Origin of the sequence: Streptomyces sp. T12 (assembly GCF_028736035.1) — a bacterium.
Lineage (GTDB): Bacteria > Actinomycetota > Actinomycetes > Streptomycetales > Streptomycetaceae > Streptomyces.
In genome coordinates this window covers 8,168,229-8,189,427 of sequence record NZ_CP117866.1, presented here as the reverse complement: position 1 = coordinate 8,189,427, position 21,199 = coordinate 8,168,229, and the positions used below count along the sequence as shown (strand labels likewise).

The window sequence follows — 21,199 nt, the reverse complement described above, 5'->3', positions numbered from 1 at the left end:
GCGGGGCCTTGGCCGATGCGGCCACCGCTGCACCTGCCTCCGCCACCGACACCGACACCGACACCGACACCGACACCGCCAGGGGAACGCGCCCTGAGCGCAACCGTCCTGCCTTTGATCGCGTGCGCGGAACCATCGTGCTGTCTCCTCTTCGGGTGGGGGTCGGAGTCAGGGAGGGAGGGCCGGGGGGAGCTGAGCGTCAGGCGTCCGGGGCGATCGCGCCCGCCGTGGCCGCTACGGGGGCGGTGGCCGGGGCGTCGCTGCGGCCGATCCGCCGGGCGAGGGGCACGAGGGCGATCGCCACCGCACCCACGAGCCCGGCCAGGGCGAAGGTGGTGAAGCCCCAGCTCTGGTTGCCGCTCGTGGCGAGCACGCCGATCAGCCAGGGGCCGACCACGGCGCCGGTACGGCCGACTCCGGTGACCCAGCCGAGACCGGTGGCCCGCTCGCTGTCGCGGTAGACGGTGTTGGTGGCGGCGTAGACCATGACCTGCGCGCTGAACAGCCAGACGCCGGTGATGGCGACGACCGCGTAAGTCGCACCCAGCGGAAGATGGTTACTGAGGAGCAGGGCGCCGGCGGCGGTCAGCACGAACCAGATCGCCGACACCCGCACCGGACCGAACTTGTCGGCGGTACGGCCGGCGATGAGCAGGCCGACGATGCCGCCCGCGTTGATCACCATGAGGAAGCTGACCGAGGAGCTCAGGCCGTAGCCCTCGGCGCGCATCATCTGCGGCAGCCAGGTGCTCACGCCGTAGACGAGGAGCAGGCCGCAGAAGGAGGCCAGCCACAGCAGCGGCGTCGCCCACCGCGACTCCGGGCGGAACAGTTCGCGTACGGCGGCCAGGCGACCCGCCGCGCCGGCGGCCGGGGCGGCGACCGCTGTGGGCCGGGGCAGCCCGTAGCGGTCGGCGACGGCGTCCGCCTTCTCGCGCTCGCCGCGCGCCAACAGCACGCCCGGCGACTCCGGCAACAGCTTCAGCAGCAGCGGTACGGCGATCACGGCCGGAAGCACGCCCGCCCAGAACACCCAGCGCCAGCCGGCGGCCTGGGCCAGCGTCAGCCCGAGCCCCGTCGCCGCCATGCCGCCGAAGTGGTAGGAGGTCATGAGCAGGCCGGTGGTGAGAGCGGCCCGGCGCGGCGGCGCGAACTCCATGACCATGGCCAGGCACAGCGGCATCAGACCGCCGAGGCCCAGTCCGGAGACGAAGCGGCCGAAGCCGAACAGGGCCACGCCACCGGCCACGGCACACACCGCCGAGCCGACCGAGAACAGGGTCACGCTGGCCACGAGCATCAGCCGCCGGCCCAGCCAGTCGGTGAGGTTTCCGGCCGTGAGCGCGCCGATGAGCATGCCGAACGTGGTCCAGCTGCCGATCGTGCCCGCACTGGCCGGGGTCAGCCCGAGTCCTGAGTCGTCGAGCATGTGCGGCATGACGGCGCCGTAGATGTTGACATCCATGCCGTCGAAGAAGACGGCCAGCCAGCACAGGGCCAGGACCGGGAACACGGTGCGGAACGTCTGTGAGGGACGGGGTGCGCCGGATGCGAGGGTGAGGTTCATCTTCGTCCTTGGAGATGAGGGGGGCCTCGAACACAGGGTCTCGTTCGCCTGGTGAAATTTGATTCACCCTTGACTGGCCAAGAGTCTCGGGGCGGGACGGACGAGTGTCAATGGTGCGGGTGACGCCATCAGGGACGACTACCGCGGTGCCGCAACCCGCGGCAGTCGTGCGACAACGCCCGCCGGCTCAGGACAGCACGCGGTAGGTCACGTGCGTGACCAGGCTCGCCGACCGCGACTCCACCTGCTCCAGTTTCAGCGGCGGAACGCCTTCGAACACCCGCGTGCCGGCGCCGAGCGTGAGCGGCGCGATGTGCAGCCGCAGCTCGTCGATCAGGCCGGCGGCGAGGTACTGGTTGATGGTGGTCGCGCCGCCGTGGATCGCGACATCGCCGTCACCGGCCGCCGCGCGTGCCTGTGCCAGTGCCGACGCGATTCCGTCGGTGACGAAGTAGTACGTGGTGCCGCCGTCCATCGGCTGCGGCTCACGCGCGTGGTGGGTGAGCACGAACACCGGCGCGTGGAACGGCGGATCGTCGCCCCACCAGCCGTTCCACTGCCGATCCCACTCGCCGTGCACGGGGCCGAACATGTTGCGCCCCATGATGAATGCTCGGGCGGCGGTCATCCGGTCGACCTCGGCCCGGTTCTCGTCGGGGGTGTCGAACATCCAGGCGTGCAGCTTGGCGCCCGAGCCGTCACCGCCGTCGTCGCCGAACGGGCGTTCCTCGGTCTGGTTGAGCCCGGCCGAGTACCCGTCGGCCGAGACCGTGACGTCGCAGATCACCCTGCCCATAGTTTTGGTCATGCCCTCTCCTCCTCGAACCTCCTCGAAACCGACCATGCACGACGCTCTCCGTCGGCTATTCGGCGACGTCGACGCCGTAGCCGCGAGCAAGGTCGCCCAGACCATGGTCGTACCCCTGCCCGACGGCACGCAGCCGCCAGCCCTCACCGCGGCGGTAGAGCTCGGCGAGGATCATGGTGCGCTCGGTGGTGGCGGCATCGAGGGTGGCTCGGGCGGTCGGGGCCGCGCCGATCCCGCAGGTGGCGGTGATCTCGACGGCCCCGACGTCGGAGAAGGTCGCGGCACCGTCGATCGCGGCGGCGATCACGACCCTGTGGATCTCCAGGGGCAGACGCTCGAGGTCAGCGGTGACGGCCTGCTCCGTCGGACCGTCCGTGGCGAGGCGCACGGTGCCGTCCGGGTGCTCGGGCGCGCCGTAGAAGACGAAGTCCTCGTCTCCTGGGACCTGTTCCTGCGCGTCGAGCGCGAAGGCGACGACGTCCACGTCGCACGCAGTCTGCTGACGCCACGTGGCGGCCACCGTCCAGGGCGTGCCGGTGTCGGACAGGTCGATGACGGCGCCTCGGACCAGCACCTCCGCCGTGTCCGGCTGGTTCCCGACCGCGCTCTGTGCCGGCGCGGGCGTGGGTGCGAGGAGCCAGTCGGCGTCGTGGACGCGGAGGCCGAGGGCGGCGATGCGCGTCATGCGCCGGTCCGCTTCGCCTCCGGGAAGCACCACGACGTCGGACACACCGGCCGAGAGGTTGACGGCCGCGGAGGCACCAAGAGCGACGGCACGAGCACGTGCTTGTGCGGCTGCCTCGTGGGGGCCGCCCAGGACCAGGACCCTGCGCCCGGTGAGCGACTGGTCCGCAGGGGCAGTGGGCGTGGGCGGCGTGGCCGCGCGCTGCGCCGGGACGCCCGGTACGGGTTCGGGCTGTGCGGTCGTCGCACCCGCGGGCGTCTCCGCCGCGCGACTCTGCCGGGCGGTGCCCTTGGCCTGGCCGGGCCGCACACTCTCCAGCAGCCGCAGGTAGGTCGGCTCGTCCACGAGCGGGACGCCCTCGTCCGCAGCGCGACGCAGTTTCCCGGAGGCGGCGCCGGGGTCGTTGGTGACGACGACGCTGGTCCGGCCGCTGACCGAGGTCATCATGTTCAGCCCGGCCGCCACCGAGCGGGCGACCAGTTCCTCACGGGAGACCTGGGTGTCCCCGGTGATGGCGACCTTCATGCCCTGCACCAGGGGCCCGCCCGACGTGAGGCGGCCCGGATTGCGGTACGCACAGGGCGTCTTGGGGACGTACGGCTTGTAGTCCTGGCGAGGCGGGCAGTCCAGGAGCGGCAGGGCCAGGCCCAGTCGTTCGGCGGCGCCCAGTGAGCCGCGCAGGATGCCGGAGAGGACCCGTACGTCGTCCTGCGCGTCGTGGGCCTTCTCCTGGCGCACGCCGTAGTGCGCGGCGAGCGTGCCCAGCTTGAGATCGGGCGTAGCGGGCCCGACCAGGCGGTTGAGGGCCAGCGTGCACAGCCGCCTGCCGACCGGGACCCAGGAGCGGACGTGGGCGAACTCGTGGGCCAGGAAGTCGTAGTCGAACTGCGCGTTGTGGGCGACCAGCACTCGGCTGCTGAGCAGTGCCCCCACCTGCGGCGCGATCTCCTCGAAGGTGGGCGCGCCCGCGAGACGGGCGGGGGTGAGACCGTGGATGTGCACCGGGCCGGGGTCGCAGCCCGGGTTGAGGAGGGTGGAGAACTCCCCTGTCCGGTTGCCATGTGCGTCCAGCGTGAGGATCGCAAGCGAGAGGACACGGTCCCGGCCGGGTCTCAGCCCTGAGGTCTCCACGTCCACCAGCGCCCAGTCGTGGAAGTAGTCGGGCAGGGTGGGCCACTTCGGGCTCGACGACAGCAGGGCCATGTGAGGCTCCCCTCCCCCGGTGTGGCGGGCGGCACGCCCTCTCCACAGTGATGATCGACCGGTGGGATTTTCGCACGCACCTGCGCCTTTCGTGGTGGATCTGTAACGCAACTCGGAGGCGAGTGCGGGACGGCGGCATCTGTGATCCGTACGGTCGCGCGGTGAGATCACTCGATCGTGACTTCTTCCGCTGTCACGCCCGGTGGGGGGCGATGCTCGAAAGGACGGTGTGCGCCCAGGGCTGCCTGGAGGTACGACGGATGAGGGAGATGGCGTGACGCAAGAAACGGGACGGCGCGGGGACTTAGGCGGCCAGGCGCTGTTGCTGGCTGCCGGGCTGGCCGATCTGGCGGTGAGCACGGTGGGTTCGGCCCTGGGGACCGTGCGCGGGCTGCTGCGCCGGTCGGATGCCGCGGAGCTTGCGGCGGAGGCCGAACACGAGCTCATGGCGCGTGGGCGTCTGGTGCTGGACCGGTACGCGGCCGTGCCGCCGGCCCACTTGGAGATCCTCGCCCAGCGCGCCCTGGCTCGGAAGGCCGCCGGTGGCGTCTGACCGGTGGGAGCCGGACGCGTTCAAGGCCCGTGTCGACGAGGTGGTCCGTCGGTTCGTCGCCCGGGAGGCCGACGAGTTCGCGGCGGTCGATCCGATGCTCGGCGCGGTGGCCGAAAGGCTGGAGGCGGCGGTCGCGGGCGGCAAGCGGCTGCGGGCGGCGTTCTGCTACTGGGGGTGGCGGGCCGTGGGACAGCCGGACAGCGACGCGCTGGTGCGGGCGGCGGCCTCGATGGAGCTGGTGCATGCCGCCGCGGTCGTGCACGACGACCTCATCGACGACAGCCCGCTACGGCACGGGCGGCCCACCACCCACGTCGCCCTGCGCGGGGCCGTAGGGACTCGCCCGGATGCCGATGCCGCCGCGCGGTCGTTGGCCATGCTGGTGGGGGATCTGCTGATGGCGCTGGCCGGGCAGTTGTTCGCCACCAGCGGTCTGCCCGCCGCTTATCTCGTCCGGGCCCGCCCGTTGTGGGCGGTGATGGCCCGCGAGCTGATCGCGGGCGAATGTCTGGAGATCCTGCACACCGGAGCCGGGCCGGACACCGAGGCGTCGCTCAAGGTGATCCGGTACAAGACCGCCAAGTACACCGTCGAACAGCCCCTCTTGATCGGTGGTGCGCTGGCCGGCGCGGGCGCGCGGCTGCGCGAGGGCTACTCCGCGTACGGGCTGCCGCTGGGCGAAGCGTTCCAGCTCCGGGACGACCTGCTCGGGCTGTTCGGAGACCCCGAGCACACCGGCAAGGCCGGCGCCGACGACGTGCGCGGCCAACGACCCACGGCGCTGCTGGCAGAGACGTGGCGTCTCGCCGACGACGCGGAGCGGGAACTGCTGGCCTCCCTGCTGGGCCAGGGCGACCTGGACGGGGAGGGGCTGGACGCGGTGCGCGAGGTGATGCGCCGGCTGAGAGCGCCCGACCGCATCGAGGACATGATCAGGGCACGGGTCGAGGAGGCTCTTGGCGCCCTTCATGAGTTGGATCTCCCGGCGCACGCCGCCGGCCCACTGACCTCGCTGGCCCATTCCGCGGCGGTACGCCTGTCCTGACCCCCCTCGCATCGCAGTGGCGCGAGCCCGTGGCGTCCTGGGCAGCCGGCCCTCCCGCCTGTCGTGGACGATCCCGAGGAAGATGAGGAACCCTGCCATGACCTACACCGACGCATCGATGGACGCCCTGCGGCAGGCCGGCGACGAACTCGCCGATGCCACCGTCGCCGAGCTCTTCGAACGCGGGGAGGTGGGCAAGTTCAACGCCCTGATGCGCTACGTCTCCACCGCCGGCGCCCCCTGCCGGACGGACTGCCCGACGTCGCGCGCGAGTACCTCGAAGCGACCCGCGTACCGCCGTCCTGGGTGGACTGGGCGGAGATGGAGAAGGCCCGGCTGTTCTTCATCGACAACAACGTGCACATCTCCACCGCGCTGTCCTTCGCCTCCATGCCCGCCTGCTACGTCGTCCCGCACGTGGCGCAGCTGCTCTCGGCCACCCACGGCCTGAAGTACCCGTCCAAACGGATGGCGGAGACCGGCCAGTTCACCGTCCGCCTCATGCAGCCCGACGCCTTCGAGGCCGGCAGCCGCTTCATCCCCGCCGCCCAGAAGGTCCGCCTCCTGCACGCCTCCATCCGCCACCACCTCACCCGCGAGAACCGCTGGGACACCGCGGCCCGCGGGACGCCGATCTGCCAGGAGGACATGATCGGCGGGCAGATGTTCTTCTCCCTGCTCGTGCTGGACAGCCTGCACCGCCTCGGTATCCACATGTCGACCGAGGGCGCGGAAGCCTACTACTACGCGTGGCGCGTCGTCGGCGCCATGCTCGGGGTCGACCAGGACGCCGTCCCCCGAACCCTCGATGAGGCCCGCCGGTTCCTCGACCTGTACATGGTCCGGCACATGGGGCCCTCCGAGGAGGGCACGCATCTGACCCGGCAACTGATCGACCTCTACGAGGAGGTGGTACCCGGCACCTTCTTCGACCCCATCGTCTCCGCCCTCATCCGCCACCTCATCGGCGACACCTGCGCCGACTGGCTCCACGTGCCGCGCACGTCGTGGGACACCGTCGTCAAGACCGTGCCCCACCTCCTCGGCGTCCTGGAGACCATCGAGGACCGCTCCCCGCTCGGCGCCTGGGCCCTGGACCGCCTCGGACACCTCACCACGGTCCTCGAACTGTCGTCCCTCACCCGTGGCCGCGTCATGCACTACGCGATCCCCGAAACCCTCAAGAAGGACTACGGCATCACCAGCTCGGCACCCCGCGTCCACCGGTGGATCCCGCCGTCCGCCACCCTCTGACGCCCCGCACGCTCAGAGACAACGGCTTTTTGAGGCGGTTGCGCTCGCCCCTGGTCATGCCGCCGAACACCGATGCGATCAAGTCATTCGCCTCGTTGCCCGGGTCGACCGCCCCGCCCGCCTCGGGCACCCACAGCGGCACGCCGTAGTGCACCAACAGCGGGACATTGTTGCCGAACTGGGCGTCGTAGAAGGCCCGTTGGGGCTCGCCGATCACTACCGCGCAGCAGCCTCGCCCGGCGGCCGGGCGAGCTGCTGGAGTGCGCGGTGGCGTCAATGCACCCGCAAACGTGGCCGAATTATGGATCAAGCCTCAAAGCTTGAACACAAATTACACACATCCTCTCTTCATACCGGTGCCGATGGTCTAGATTGACCGTGCTTCAGCTGTTCGGAGACGAGGCGACCAGTAAGGATCCATAGGTCCGGCGCTACGGAAAGCCAGCAGTCGCGTCCCCGGCGCCGGACGTGGGGTGATCAATTCCTGGAGCCCGAAAGGGGCCTTGGGTGCGGGGAGCACCCGAGATTCGACGGGTTCCCGCGCATATCGAGGGACTGGCAGCCGGGATGTCATGCGCGGAGAGGCGGGGGCCTGCCGCGAGGAGGAGCCGTGCGGTGCGGGGGGGCGGGGGCCTCCCGAGGGGAGGGCCAGTGCGGGGGGCGGGGGCCTCCCGGGGGGGAGGAACCGTGTTGGGCGAACACGTCGAGCCACTGGGGACCTGGGGGGTTCTGTGCGGCAAGGGGGACTAGTCAGCCCGTTTCCGTCGGAGCGCGGGCGTCTGGCGAACGGGGCGATCAGCCAGACCGCGATCGACTGGGAGCAGCGGTACCGCCGTGCCGTGATCACGAGCGATACCGTGGCCACCGCCTTCGTGGTGGCGGCGATCGGCAATTTCTTCGGGGCCCGGGACGCGGCCAACTGGCACGAGAAGTGGGGAATTCTCGCATTCGGCACCGAACTGCTGGTGCTGGGAGCGCTTGCGGTGAGCCGGTCGTGGGCTCCGGCCGTACTCGGCCAGGGCGCCGAGGAATTCCGCCGGCTCGGACGCTCACTGTTCACGGCGACCGTCGTACTGGCGCTCGGCGGGATCGCCCTGACCTCGCGCAACATCAAACTCTGGATCTTCGTCGCGATCCCCGCGATCGCGCTCGTCACCATGACCACGCGGTATCTGCTCCGCCTCTGGCTGCACAAACAGCGCAAGGAAGGACGGTGCCTGAGACCGGTGCTCGCTGCCGGGAGCCCGGCCACCGTGCGCGACCTGATCACCCGAACCCGCAAGTTCCCGCACATCGGCTGGCGGGTGGAGGCGGTGTGCACGCCGGACGGTCGCGGGCTCGACGGTGACCAACTGGACGGAGTGCGGGTCGTCGGCCGGCTGGCGGACGTCGCCAAGCACGTCCGCCACGACGGCTACCGCGTCGTCGCGGTCACACCGGACCCGCACTGGTCACCGGCCCGGCTGCAGCGGCTGGCCTGGAACCTCGAAGGCAGCGACGCCGAGATGGTCGTGGCCCCCGTGCTGATGGAGGTCGCCGGCCCGCGGCTGCACGTCGACGCGGTGCTCGGGATCCCGCTGCTGCGGGTCAGCATGCCGACCTTCACCGGGGGTCGCCGGGCGATCAAAGGGGTCGTCGACCGGGTGGGCGCGGCGGTCCTGCTGGTGCTGTTCGCGCCGTTGATGGTGCTCGTCGGGCTGCTCGTGCTGGTGGACAGTCGGGGCGGGGCGTTCTACCGCCAGCGCAGGGTCGGCAAGGACGGCCGGGAGTTCACCATTGTCAAGTTCCGCACCATGGTCGCCGGGGCCCATGGGGCACGTGCGGAGCTGGCCGACCGCAACGAGGGTGCAGGCCTGCTGTTCAAGGTCCGCCGGGATCCGCGGGTGACCCGGGTGGGAGCAGTGCTGCGCCGGTACTCGCTCGACGAGCTCCCGCAGCTCTTCAACGTGCTCACCGGATCGATGTCGCTCGTCGGACCACGGCCTCCGCTGCCGGAGGAGTCCGCCGCATACGGCCCGGACATCCGGCGGCGGCTGCTGGTCAAGCCCGGGCTCACCGGCCTGTGGCAGATCAGCGGACGCAGCGATCTGCCGTGGGAGGAGGCGGTCCGCCTCGACCTGCGGTACGTGGAGGACTGGTCGCTCGCCCTGGACACAGTGATCTTGTGGAAGACGCTGCGTGCGGTGCTCCACGGGCAGGGGGCGTACTGATGCGCGGGGGTCGTCCGACCGGCGCGCGGACCGCAGGCCGAGGGGGCCTGCCTGGGGGGAGAGACGGGTCATGAGAGTCAGCGTTTTCGGGCTCGGCTACGTGGGCTGCGTATCGGCCGCGTGCCTGGCCAGCATGGGTCACGAGGTCATCGGGGTGGACGTCAACCAGGTGAAGGTCGACCTGGTCAACGACGGCAAGGCCCCGGTGGTGGAGGAGCGGATCGGCGAGCTCATCGCCGAGGTCGTGCGGACCGGAGCGCTCCGCGCCACCGTCGACGTCCGCGAGGCGATCACGGGCAGCGAGATATCGCTGGTCTGCGTGGGCACGCCGTCGGAGCCCAACGGCAGCCTGTGCACCACGTACTTGGAGCGGGTCACCGAGCAGATCGGCGCCGCGCTGGCCGAGGGGGCCAAGCAGGGGGGCCGGCACACCGTCGTGTTCCGCAGCACCATGCTCCCCGGCACCTGCCTGAACCTGCTGGTACCGATCCTGGAGAAGAACGTCGGCGGCACGGCCGGGGTGGACATCGGGGTCGCGGTCAACCCGGAGTTCCTGCGCGAGGGCACGAGCGTGCGGGACTTCTTCGACCCGCCCAAGACCGTCATCGGCGAGCTCGATGCGGCAAGCGGCGACGCGGTGGCGGCGCTGTACGACGGCCTGCCCGGCGAGGTGTTCCGGGTGCCGGTCCCGACCGCCGAGGCGATCAAGTACGCGGACAACGCGTTCCACGGCCTCAAGATCGGCTTCGCGAACGAGCTGGGCGCGGTGTGCCAGGCGCTCGGGGTGGACTCGCACCAGGTGATCGACGTGTTCCTGGCCGACCGCAAGCTGAACATCAGCCCCGCCTACCTGCGGCCCGGCTTCGCCTTCGGCGGCTCCTGCCTGCCCAAGGACCTGCGCAGCCTGGTCCACGCGGCGCAGCGGGCCGACGTCTCGGTGCCCATCCTCTCCCACGTGCTGCCCTCCAACTCCGACCATCTGCAGCGCGCGGTGGACCTGGTCGAGCGCACCGGCAAGCGCCGGGTGGGTCTGTTCGGGCTGTCCTTCAAACCCGGCACCGACGACCTGCGCGAGAGCCCGCTCGTCGAGCTGGCCGAGAGGCTCTTCGGCAAGGGGTACGACCTCAAGATCTACGACGCCAATGTGAGCCTCTCCCGGCTGCTCGGCGCGAACCGCGAGTACATCGAGAGCCGGCTGCCGCACCTCGCGCAGCTGCTCGCCGACTCCGTCGACGAGGTGCTCGAGCACGCCGAGGTGTGCCTGGTCGGGACCAGGGATCCGGCCGTGCTTTCGGCGCTTCCCCATGGGGACGGCCCGGTGATCGTCGACCTCATCCACCTTCCCGACGCCGATGCGCGCCGGGCCGAACCTGGGTACGTGGGCCTTGCTTGGTGACGCAATACGCGGCGACGGGACGGTCCGTCGCGCGCTGATTCTGGTGGAGAACCTGTCGGTGCCGTTCGACCGGCGGGTGTGGCAGGAGTGCACGACGCTGCGCGACGCGGGGTGGGAGGTGCACGTCATCTGTCCCCGGGGGGAGAAGCGGGACACGGAGCCGGAGGCGGTGATCGACGGGGTGCGGATCCACCGCTACCCGTTGCGCGCGGCCACCGGAGGGCCGGCCGGCTATCTGCGGGAGTACGGATCGGCGTTGTGGCACACGGTCCGGCTGGCGCGCAAGGTCGGCCCGGTCGACGTGGTCCACGCCTGCAACCCGCCCGACCTGCTGTTCCTGCCGGCACTGTGGCTGAAGCGGCGTGGCGCGCGGTTCGTCTTCGACCAGCACGACCTGGTACCCGAGCTGTACCTCTCCCGGTTCGACCGCGGCAAAGACCTGCTCTATCGCGCCGTGTGCGCGCTGGAACGGCGGACCTACCGGGCCGCGGACATCGTGCTCGCCACGAACGAGAGCTACCGGGACGTCGCGATACGCCGCGGTGGTCAGCGGCCGGATGACGTGTTCGTGGTGCGCAGCGCGCCCCAGATCGACCGGTTCCAACCGGTGCCGCCCGAGCCGGAGTTGAAGCGCGGCAAGCCTCATCTGCTGTGCTACCTCGGCGTCATGGGCCCTCAGGACGGCGTCGACTACGCCTTGCGGGCCCTTGCGAAGCTGCGCGACGAGTTCGGGCGGACCGACTGGCACGCGGTGTTCGTCGGCGCCGGCGACGCCTTCGACGCGATGGTGGAGCTGTCCCGGCGGCTCGGTCTCTCCGAGCAGGTGCAGTTCACCGGGCGCATTCCGGACGCCGACCTGGTGCGCTACCTGTCCACCGCGGACGTGTGCCTCTCCCCCGACCCGCGCAATCCGCTCAACGACGTGTCGACCATGAACAAGGTCCTGGAGTACATGGCGATGGGGCGGCCGATCGTCTCGTTCGACCTCCGGGAGGCGCGCGTCTCCGCCGGTGACGCCGCCGTGTACGCGCCCGCCAACGACGAGGCCGAGTTCGCCAAGCTCATCACGGTGCTGCTGGACGATCCGGAGAAGCGGGCCCGGATGGGCGAGATCGGCCAGGAGCGGATCAGCGGGCCGCTGTCCTGGCGGAACTCGCAAGCGTCGCTGCTCGCCGCCTACGCCGCTGCCTGCCGGGACCATGCCCCGGTGTCGGCGGGTGGGCCGGTCCGTACGGGGAAGAGGCCGCGCCATTGAGCGATGACACGATCCGCCTGGTCACGATCGGACGGATTCTCCGTCGGCGGTGGCGGCTTCTCGCCGCCCTCGCCGTGGTGGGCGCACTCGTCGGCTACGGCACCTCGGTGCTGTTTGGGCCGCGGTACACGGCCTCGGCATCGGTACTGCTGCCAGGGCAGTGGGAAGAGCGCGAACTGCTGACTCAGGTGGACATCGCGACCAGTTCGACGGTGGTCGACCGCGCGGCCGCCGCGCTCGGGTGGAGCGGGGTCAGCGGTGCCGAACTGCGGGATCAGGTAAGCGCCGAGGCCGCCGACGGGAACATCATCAAGATCTCGGGTACGGCCGACACCCCGGAGCGCGCGCAGCGGCTCTCCGACCAGTTGGCCCAGCAGTTCGTCACCTTCGCCGCGCGGATCGCGGGCGGCAGCACCGACCCCGAAGCGGCTACGGGGGCCGAGGCGCTGCGGAAGAAGGTGGCGGAGACCAACCGCCGCATCACCGACCTGGCCAATGCGGCCGATCCGGGGCAGAGCGTGGAGAGCGTGCAGGCCCGCACCGAGCTCGAGAAGCTGCGCACCTCGCTGCAGGAGGCCATGAAGAAGCTGGACGAGGCCGACCCGGCGACCGACAAGGCCGGCATGGTCGTCATGGGGCCGGCGGCCCGGCCGACCGGCGAGGCACCGCCGACGAGGGTGCAGCTCATCGTCGCCGGGGCGCTGCTGTTCTTCCTGCTCGCGGTCATCGGCCATCTCGTCGCCGTACGGATGAATCGCCGACTGCGCACCGAACCGGAGATCGCCGCGGCGCTGGGCTCGGCGCTGCTGGGCACCGTGGACGTGCCCGATGAACGGCGCGGCGCGCACCGGCCGGAAGGCCGTGGCCCACAGGCCCGGATCCGCCGGCTCCTCGGCGTCGACACCCGGTGGGACCTGCCGGCCCCGCAGTGGTCCGGCGACGAGGCCGGCAGGCGGATCCGCTACCGGCGGGTGTGCGCTCGCCTCCGGGACCAGCTGCCGGCTCCCCGGCGGCTGCTGGTTGTCGTACCGGAAGGCGACGAGATCGCCCTCCGGGCCGCCGGGCAGCTCGTCGCCGAGGCCAAGAGCGATCCGCAGCTGCGGGTGGTGGAGGTTTCGGTGGACCGGCCGACGGTGCCGGACCGCGACACCGAGTCCGGTGCCCTGGTCGTCCTCGGCGCGGGCAGCTGGACCGCGGAGGAGCTGGCCGGCATCGCCGAGGCGTGTGCGGACGGCGGGCATGAGGTCGTCGGCATCGTCGTCGCCGACACGGTCCGGGCCCGTCCGACGCGGTCTGCCGGCCATCCGGCGGATGACGCCACTCTGGCGCTCGCGGTTCGCGGCCATGGCACGGGAGGTTCAGCGTGACGACGAGCACGACTTCGGAGTCGTCGGCAGCCGCTCCGCTCTTTGACCTGCAGGCGCTGGTGGTGGCGGTGCGCAGGCGCCGCCGCCTGTGGTGCGCCATGGGGCTGCTGGGGCTGCTGGTCGGCGCGGCGGTGGCGGTCCTGCTGCCGCCGCCACCGAGCGCGGTGACCAAGGTGCTGGTCGCGCATGCGGAGGACCAGCCGAACGACACCGGGACGCTGATCCGCACCGACGTCGAGGTGTTGGGGACCACGCGGATCGCCGGCAAGGCCCTGCGGTCCCTCAAGTCCTCGGAAAACCCTGAGGACTTCATGCGGGACTACCGGGGTACCGGCTTGACCAACAACCTGCTGCAGATCGATGTCACAGGTGACAGCGACGCAGACGCCGTGGCCCGGGCCAAGGCGCTGGCCGATGCGTTCGTCGCGGACCATGTGCGGCGGATGCGGGAAACCGCGAAGGCCGAGGCCGACGCCCTGCTCGACCAGCGTGACCGCATGCGGGACGAGCTCGCCCAGGTCAACCAGGAGATCGGAGACCGATCGCCGGAGAGCGACCCGAAAGCGTCGGCGAGCATCGAGTCGCTCTTCGCCCGCCGGGCCGAGCTCAACTCGCGGATAGCCGATTTCGACCAGCGCGCCGCGGAGGCGCGCACGGGCACGCCCAAGGTCGTCGCCGGCACGCAGATCGTGGACGCCCCGCGTGCGGTGCGGCACTCCCTGCCCAAGGCCGCTGTCACCAACGCGGCGATCGGGCTCGTCCTCGGGCTCGTCCTCGGGCTGGCGCTGGCCGCGGTCCGCACGGTGGTGGCGGACCGCCCCGTGCTGCGCCGGGACATCGCGGCGAACCTGGGCGCCTCGGTCATCGCGGAGCTGCCCCGCCACAAGGGCAGGCTGTGGCAGCGCCGACGGACCCGGGCGACACGCGAACGGCTCACCGCGACCCTTGCCCGCACCGTGCGCGGCTCCGCGGAACCCGTGTCGCTGCTGGAACTGGGCTGTGCGCGCAGCACCAGCGTGATCGCTCTGAACCTCGCCGGGGCACTGGCGGCGGACGGGCCGGTGGTCATCGTCGATGGTCTGCCCGGCCCGCAGCTCGCAACCCGCCGCCCGAAGCCAGGAGACCCCACCGTGGTCAGCGGCGAGCGTGCTGCGGACGTGTCGCACCAGGAGCGCCGGATCGGCGTCGGCTCGGTCGCGCCCGGCACCGCGTGGACCGACCTCCAGTACCTCGGCACCCAGACCGTGCTCGTCGTGCGCGCCGGGCACGGCAGCGCCGCATGGCTGCACACCGTGGCACGGCAGCTCGCGGACCAGCGCATTGCGGTGATCGGTGTGGTGCTGATCGACCCCGATCCCCGTGACCGGACCGACGGCACGCTGTGGGACGGGCTGCACACCGCGCTGCGCGGCCGGAGCGAGCGGCCGGCCCGGCACAACGGTGGGGGTACCTCCCACGCCGTTCAGGCAGTGGGGGAGGGCCAGCGGCGGCCGGAACGGCAGCCGGCGTGGGCCGCACGGGTCCCGGACGACGACCAGGAGGCGCGGTAGACATGTGTGGCATCGCAGGCACTTACCGATGGCCGGACGGGAAGGTCGTGACCGACCGGCTCACCGACACCCTCGCCCACCGCGGTCCGGACGGGGCGGGCCGGTACGGCCACCCCGTCGGTGACGGCGAAGTGCAGCTCGGGCACCGTCGGCTGGCCATCATCGACCTGTCCGAGACCGGCGCCCAGCCGATGGTCTCGGACGGCCTCGCCCTGACGTACAACGGCGAGCTGTACAACGCGCCCGAGCTGCGTGCCGAGCTGGCAGCCGCCGGGGTGCGCTTTCGCGGTACCTCCGACACCGAGGTGCTGCTCGAAGCCTGGCGGCGCTGGGGCACGGACTGCCTGCCCCGGCTGCGCGGCATGTTCGCGTTCGGCATCTTCGACGAGCGCACCGGTGAACTGGTGCTGGCTCGCGACCAGTTGGGCATCAAGCCGCTGTTCCTGCTCCGGCGCGGTGCGGGCCTGGTGTTCGCCTCCGAGCTCAAGGCGCTCGCCGCCGCGACCGGCGATGCGCTGGAGGTGGACCACGCGGCGCTGGTCGCCTCGCTGCTGTACTACTGGGTGCCGGACTCACGGTGTGCGTTCCGCGAGGCGGAGAAGCTGCCGCCGGGGAGCTGGCTGAGGTGCCGGCCCGACGGCCGGGTGGAGCGCGGCCGGTTCTGGAACCTGAAGGACGTCGCAGCCGAGGGCCAGGAGCGAGCCCGCAGCGGCGAGCGGCCGGACCTGGCCGCCATCGTCGAGGAGTCGACCCGGCAGCACCTGCTCTCCGACGTACCCGTGGCGACCTTCCTCTCCGGCGGCCTCGACTCCAGCTACCTGACCGCGCTGGCGGCCCGCGACCGACCCGGGATCTCCGCGTACACGATCGGGTTCCGCGCCGAGGACGCCAAGTTCGAGGCGATGCCGGACGACCTGCGCTATGCCCGGCAGGTGGCCGCGCGGTTCGGCGTCGACCTGCGGGAGATCGAGATCGCTCCGAACGTGCTCGACCTGCTGCCGCAGATGACGTACCACCTGGACGAGCCGATCGGCGACCCCGCCGCGATCAACACGTTCCTGATCTGCTCGGCCGCCCGGGAGGCCGGGGTCAAGGTGATGCTCTCGGGGATGGGCGCCGACGAGCTGTTCGCCGGGTACCGCAAGCACCTGGCCAACCTGCTCGCGCTGCGCTACCAGCGCGTCCCGCGCCCCCTGCGGCGCGGCCTGTCCAGGGCTGTGGACCGGCTGCCGGTCGCGACGAGCCGCCGGGGGTACCGGTCGGTGCGGTTCGCGAAGCGGTTCCTCTCCTTCGCCGATCTGCCGGAGGAGACCGCGTTCCGGCGCAGCTACACCATGTACGACCAGGAAGAGCTGCTCGCCCTGGTCGATCCGGACCTGGCCGGGACGGTCGAGGACGTGCTGACCGAACATGCCGACACCTACCAGGACAACGACCTCGACGACTTCGTCAACCGCATGTGCCTGACCGACGCCCGGATGTTCCTGCCGGGCCTGAACCTCGCTTACACGGACCGGTCGAGCATGGCCGCGTCGACCGAGGTGCGGGTGCCGTACGTGGACGTCGAGGTGGTCAAGGCGGCGTTCGCCGTGCCCGGCGATCGCAAGATCGTCGGGCGGCAGGGCAAGGCCGTCCTCAAGGAGGCGGCCACCTCGATCCTGCCCCGGGAGATCGTGTACCGGCCCAAGGGCCTGTTCAGCGCCCCGCTGCGCGCCTGGATGAGCCGGGATCTGGCGCCGCTGGTGCGCGAGGTGGTCAACGACGGCCTGCTCGTCAATTCCGGGCTCCTGCGCCGCGACGCGCTGGCGCGCATGGTCGCCGAGGACGCCGCCGGGCAGCGGGACTTCTCCAAGCATCTGTGGCATGTGCTGACCCTCGAGTACTGGTATCGCGACGCGACCTCTGGGTCCGGCCAGAGCACTCGGTAACGGCTTAGGAATCAGAGGAGTTCGGGTGAAACAGGTTGTACAGAACTACAAGAGCGGCGAGCTGGCGGTGCTCGACGTTCCGGTGCCGGGGTGCAAGCCGGGCGGTGTGCTGGTGCGGACCGCCTACTCGCTGATCTCCACCGGGACCGAGCTCATGAAGGTGTCCGAGGCCGGCATGTCGATGCTGGGCAAGGCCCGTTCCCGCCCTGACCAGGTGGCCAAGGTCATGCAGAGCGTGGCCACCAACGGGGTGCCCGCCACCTACCGCAAGGTGATGGGCAAGCTGGACTCCTACACGCCGCTGGGCTACTCGCTGTGCGGGGTGGTCGAGCAGGTCGGCGCCGGGATCGACGACGTGAAGGTCGGCGACCTCGTGGCCTGCGCCGGCAACGAGCACGCGCTGCACGCCGAGCTCAACTGGGTGCCGAAGAACCTCTACGCGCCGGTGCCGGACGGCCTCGCGCCGCGGCACGCGGCCTTCGGCACCGTCGGGTCGATCGCGCTGCAGGGCGTCCGCCAAGGCGAGTCACGGCTCGGCGAAGTGGCACTGGTCATCGGCCTCGGGCTGATCGGGCAGCTCGTGGTGCAGCTGCTTGCCGCCTCGGGAGTCCGCGTCGTCGGGGCCGACCCCGACCCGGTGCGCTGCGAGCTGGCCGAGCGGCTGGGCGCCGCGGCCTGCGGCGACCCCGCCTCCGCGGCCGTGGAGGCCGCCGTCGCCGAACTCACCGGCGGTCACGGCGTGGACCAGGTGTACCTGGCCGCCGGCGGCGGCAGCAACCAGCCCGTCGAGCTGGCCGCCCGGCTCTGCCGGGACCGGGGCCGGGTCGTCGACATCGGCAAGTGCCGCCTGGACCTGCCGTGGAACGCGTACTACGAGAAAGAGCTCGACGTCCGGTTCTCGCGCTCGTACGGCCCAGGGCGCTACGACCCGGAGTACGAACTCGAAGGCCGGGACTACCCGATCGGCTACGTGCGCTGGACCGAGCGCCGCAACCTGGCGTGCTTCCTCGACCTCGTCGCCCGCGGCAGCGTCGACGTGGAGCCCTTGGTCTCCCACGTAGCCGACTTCGACGACGCCGTGGAGACGTACCAGCGTCTGAAGGACGGCGATCTGAAGGCCGTGGCCGTGCTGTTCCGGTACCCCGAGCCCGCGGGAGAAGCGGAGGAGGCGGAGGCCCCGGCGGTGGCCGTGCCCGCGGTGAAGCGACCCAGCGGCGGAGTGTCCACGCCGGCCCGGGCCGCCAAGACGCCGGTGCGGCTCGCGTTCGTCGGCGCCGGAAACTACGCGACGTCGATGCTGCTGCCGCACCTGGCCCAGCGCGACGGCGTCGAGCTGTCGACCGTCGTCACCACGACGGCGCTGTCCGCGGCCAACGCGCAGCGCAAGTTCGGCTTCGCCGAGGCGACCACCGACCTCGACGCCGTCCTCGGCGACAAGTCGATCGACGCGGTGTTCGTGGTCACCCGGCACAGCTCGCACGCCGAACTGACCCGGAAGGCGCTGCTGGCGGGCAAGACCGTGTTCGTGGAGAAGCCGTTGGCGCTCACCGAGGACGAGCTGGCCGGCGTGCTCGCGGCGGTGGAGGAGTCCGGCAACGACCGGCTGCAGGTGGGCTTCAACCGCCGGTTCGCGCCGCTGCTGCAGGAGGCCAGGCAGCGGTTCGGCGCCCGGACCGGTCCGGCGAGCCTGCGCTACCTGGTCAACGCGGGCCGGCTGCAGCACGGCAGCTGGTACCTCCAACAGGGCACCGAGGGCTCGCGGTTCGCCGGCGAGGGCGGGCACTTCATCGACACGGCGAGCTGGCTGCTCGGGGCCGACCCGGTATCGGTGTACGCGGTCGCCGCGTCCGGCAACGAGGACCTGCAGGTCGTGCTGCGCTACCCGGACGGGTCCACCGCCACCATCAGCTACGTCACCAACGGCGCGCCCGGCTTCCCCAAGGAGACGCTGGACCTGGTCGCGGACGGCAAGGTGCTGCGGCTCGACGACTTCGTCCGTGCCTCGCTGTTTGCAGACGGAGGGGCCGGCCGCAAGCGGTGGGTCAGTTCGCGGCTGCCCAAGGCCCGGGACAAGGGCCAGAACGCCGAGCTGGCCGCGTTCATCAAGGCCGTGCGGACCGGCGGGCCGATGCCGGTGCCGCTGGAGTCGCTGGTCGCCACCACGGCGGCCACCCTCGCCGTGCAGGCGGGTCTGGCGGGCGGTGCGCCGGTGACGTTGGCGAGGGCACGATGACCATGAGCGCGGGCTGGTACCTGCGACGCCTCTCCCGGATGGGGCCGCAGGAGGTCGCGGGCCGGGTGGGCGACGCGGTGCGCAGGCGGCGGTGGCGGTCGGCGCGGCCGGACTGCCCGAGCGTGACCGGCGCCCGGTTCACCGCGGTCCTGCCCGCCGGGACGATCGCCGCGATACCTCCGGACGCCGCGAAACGCCTCATCGCCGAGGCGGACCGGCTGATGTACGGGCACGTCGAGTACTTCGGGGTGGTCCGCGACGACCTGACCGACCCGGACTGGTGGTGCGACCCGAAGACCGGGCGCCGGGCTCCATGGGGCTACGCCTTCGACGTGCCGTACCGGAACGAGGACGCGGTCGGGGACATCAAGCAGATCTGGGAGCTGTCCCGGCACCAGTACCTCACCGTGCTCGCCGCCGCCTACGCGATCACCGGGAACGAGCGGTACGCCGAGCGCGTGGCCGAGCACCTGCGGTCGTGGTGGGCGGCCAACCCGCCGCTGCGGGGCGTGCACTGGATCAGCGGCATCGAGCTGGGGATCCGGCTGCTGTCCTGGGTGTGGATCCGCCGGCTGCTCGACGGCTGGCCGGGCGCGACCGGGCTGTTCGAGGGCAACCCGGTGGCGCTCAACCAGATCTGGCACCACCAGCGCTGGCTGGCCGCCTTCCCCAGCCGGGGGTCTTCGGCGAACAACCACGTCATCGCCGAGGCCGCCGGGCAGTTCGCCGCGGCCTGCGCGTTCGGGTGGTTCCCCTCCTCGGCGCGCTGGCGAGCCGACGCCCTGCGGTCGCTGGAGCGGCATCTGCGCAGCAACACCTTCGGCTCCGGCCTCAACCGCGAGCTGGCCACCGAGTATCACGGACTGGTGCTGGAACTCGGCCTGGCCGCGGTGGCCGAGGCGGACGTGGCCGGCGTGCCGGTCCCCGCGCCGATCCGGCTGGTGCTGCTGCGGATGACCGACGCCCTCGCGGCCATCGTGGACAACCGGCTACGGCCGCCGCGCCAGGGAGACGCGGACGACGGCCACGGTCTGGTCGTGGACGGCGCGGGCACCGACCGCTGGGCCTCTCTGCTGGCCACCGGGGACGCCGTGTTCGGCCGGCTCGCCTGGTGGCCGACGGTGACCGGCACCGATGTGCGCACCCCACTGCTGGCCGCGTTCATCCGGCCGTACTCGAAAAATGAAACCGCACCGGCCGTGACCCGCCCGGCAAGCCGACCGGGCCACTTCGCCGACGCGGGCATGACCATCCTGCGCGGACCGGAAGGGACGGGAGAGATCTGGTGCCGCTGCGACGGTGGTCCGCACGGCTTCCTGTCCATCGCCGCGCATGCCCACGCGGACGCGCTGTCCCTGGAGGTCCGGCACGACGGCGTCGACGTGCTCGCCGACCCGGGGACGTACTGCTACCACGGGCAGCCCGAGTGGCGGCAGTACTTCCGGTCGACCCTCGGCCACAACACCCTGCAACTGGACGGCGGTGACCAGTCCGTCTCCGGCGGCCCGTTCCTGTGGACCCGGCAGGCCCGCAGCCGCGTCCTGGTCGCGGACACCTCCGACGCCTCCGCCGGGGGGACGGCCCGCTGGTGTGCCGAGCACGACGGCTACCCGGGCTCCGTGCACCGCCGCCGGGTGGAACTGACCGCCGCGAGCCAGGAGTTGAGGGTGGTCGACGAGGTGCGCGGCCCGCGCCGGGCCGTGCAACTGGCGTTCCACCTCGGCCCGGCGATCGCCATGGACCTGGTGGGGAACCGGGCAGTGCTCACCTGGACCCGGGACGGCGAGGACCGCTCCGCGGCGCTCGACCTGCCCGGACAGCTGTCCTGGCGGGCACATCGCGGCGAGACCGACCCGCCACTGGGCTGGTACTCCCCCGGCTTCGGGCGCAAGGAACCCACCACCACGCTGGTCGGCACCGGCTTCACCGACGGCGCGGAGGGCTTCACCACCGTGCTCAGGTTCCGCGGCCAGGGGGTGTTGTGAAAGTCCTGTGCGGTGCCCACGGTGTCCGGTGCGTGCCCTCGGCGTGCCGGACGAAGGCCCTCGTAGCGGAGCTACTTGGGTCATTGGCCGGTGCGGCGAGGGTGCGTGCCGGGCGCCGTGGGTGCTGTGCGGGACTTTCACAACACCCCCTAGGGGAGCG

At 71.6% G+C, this 21,199-nt stretch carries 14 protein-coding genes and 1 pseudogene; 11 read left to right on the top strand and 4 right to left on the bottom strand.

From position 1 onward, the window contains the following. Positions 1-199 precede the first annotated feature (199 nt). From PBV52_RS36825 to PBV52_RS36815, 3 genes are all read right to left on the bottom strand, one after another. The gene (locus tag PBV52_RS36825) at positions 200-1,567 is read right to left on the bottom strand and encodes an aromatic acid/H+ symport family MFS transporter (RefSeq protein WP_274244530.1); all 1,368 of its coding nucleotides are present in this window, start codon (positions 1,565-1,567) and stop codon (positions 200-202) included. Positions 1,568-1,754: 187 nt separating this feature from the next. Further along, entirely contained in the window at positions 1,755-2,375 is a 621-nt protein-coding gene (locus PBV52_RS36820) for a dihydrofolate reductase family protein (protein ID WP_274244528.1), read from the bottom strand. A 55-nt stretch (positions 2,376-2,430) separates the two neighbouring features. Next, positions 2,431-4,263, bottom strand: coding sequence for a TerD family protein (locus tag PBV52_RS36815; protein ID WP_274244526.1), 1,833 nt, complete (start codon positions 4,261-4,263; stop codon positions 2,431-2,433). Between the two features lie 274 nt (positions 4,264-4,537). Here PBV52_RS36815 and PBV52_RS36810 point away from each other — a divergent pair, with 274 nt between their 5' ends. The 3 genes and pseudogenes from PBV52_RS36810 to PBV52_RS36800 all read left to right on the top strand — a co-directional run bounded on the left by PBV52_RS36810 (position 4,538) and on the right by PBV52_RS36800 (position 7,115). Beyond that, the gene (locus PBV52_RS36810) at positions 4,538-4,816 is read left to right on the top strand and encodes a polyprenyl synthetase (RefSeq protein WP_274244524.1); all 279 of its coding nucleotides are present in this window, start codon (positions 4,538-4,540) and stop codon (positions 4,814-4,816) included. After that, a complete protein-coding gene (locus PBV52_RS36805; protein WP_274244522.1) occupies positions 4,806-5,861 on the top strand; it encodes a polyprenyl synthetase family protein in 1,056 nt (351 codons plus the stop codon). The genes PBV52_RS36810 and PBV52_RS36805 overlap by 11 nt, the downstream gene beginning before the upstream one ends. 97 nt (positions 5,862-5,958) lie before the next feature. Continuing rightward, positions 5,959-7,115, top strand: a pseudogene (locus tag PBV52_RS36800) (oxygenase MpaB family protein). Here the strand turns inward: PBV52_RS36800 and PBV52_RS36795 are convergent. Then, positions 7,060-7,332 carry a hypothetical protein gene (locus PBV52_RS36795; protein ID WP_274244521.1) on the bottom strand — a complete coding sequence of 91 codons (273 nt, stop codon included), beginning with the start codon at positions 7,330-7,332 and terminating at the stop codon, positions 7,060-7,062. The pseudogene PBV52_RS36800 and the gene PBV52_RS36795 overlap by 56 nt on opposite strands. A gap of 514 nt (positions 7,333-7,846) precedes the next feature. Between PBV52_RS36795 and PBV52_RS36790 the strand changes: the two genes are divergently transcribed. The 8 genes from PBV52_RS36790 to PBV52_RS36755 all read left to right on the top strand — a co-directional run bounded on the left by PBV52_RS36790 (position 7,847) and on the right by PBV52_RS36755 (position 21,039). Continuing rightward, positions 7,847-9,325 carry a sugar transferase gene (locus tag PBV52_RS36790; protein ID WP_274244520.1) on the top strand — a complete coding sequence of 493 codons (1,479 nt, stop codon included), beginning with the start codon at positions 7,847-7,849 and terminating at the stop codon, positions 9,323-9,325. Between the two features lie 70 nt (positions 9,326-9,395). After that, positions 9,396-10,721: a nucleotide sugar dehydrogenase gene (locus tag PBV52_RS36785; protein ID WP_274244518.1), complete on the top strand. Its 1,326-nt coding sequence runs from the start codon at positions 9,396-9,398 to the stop codon at positions 10,719-10,721. Then, positions 10,678-11,976, top strand: coding sequence for a glycosyltransferase family 4 protein (locus PBV52_RS36780; protein ID WP_274244516.1), 1,299 nt, complete (start codon positions 10,678-10,680; stop codon positions 11,974-11,976). The genes PBV52_RS36785 and PBV52_RS36780 overlap by 44 nt, the downstream gene beginning before the upstream one ends. After that, a complete protein-coding gene (locus PBV52_RS36775) occupies positions 11,973-13,343 on the top strand; it encodes a Wzz/FepE/Etk N-terminal domain-containing protein (RefSeq protein WP_274244513.1) in 1,371 nt (456 codons plus the stop codon). The genes PBV52_RS36780 and PBV52_RS36775 overlap by 4 nt, the downstream gene beginning before the upstream one ends. Continuing rightward, positions 13,340-14,893 (top strand): Wzz/FepE/Etk N-terminal domain-containing protein, encoded by a 1,554-nt coding sequence (locus PBV52_RS36770; RefSeq protein ID WP_274244511.1) that lies wholly within the window; start codon positions 13,340-13,342, stop codon positions 14,891-14,893. The genes PBV52_RS36775 and PBV52_RS36770 overlap by 4 nt, the downstream gene beginning before the upstream one ends. 2 nt (positions 14,894-14,895) lie before the next feature. After that, the gene (asnB, locus tag PBV52_RS36765) at positions 14,896-16,821 is read left to right on the top strand and encodes an asparagine synthase (glutamine-hydrolyzing) (protein WP_274244509.1); all 1,926 of its coding nucleotides are present in this window, start codon (positions 14,896-14,898) and stop codon (positions 16,819-16,821) included. 25 nt (positions 16,822-16,846) lie between these two features. Beyond that, complete coding sequence (locus PBV52_RS36760; RefSeq protein ID WP_274244507.1) at positions 16,847-19,054, top strand: bi-domain-containing oxidoreductase; 2,208 nt, start codon at positions 16,847-16,849, stop codon at positions 19,052-19,054. After that, complete coding sequence (locus PBV52_RS36755) at positions 19,051-21,039, top strand: alginate lyase family protein (RefSeq protein WP_274244505.1); 1,989 nt, start codon at positions 19,051-19,053, stop codon at positions 21,037-21,039. Before PBV52_RS36760 ends, PBV52_RS36755 begins: the two co-directional genes overlap by 4 nt. Positions 21,040-21,199: the final 160 nt, after the last annotated feature.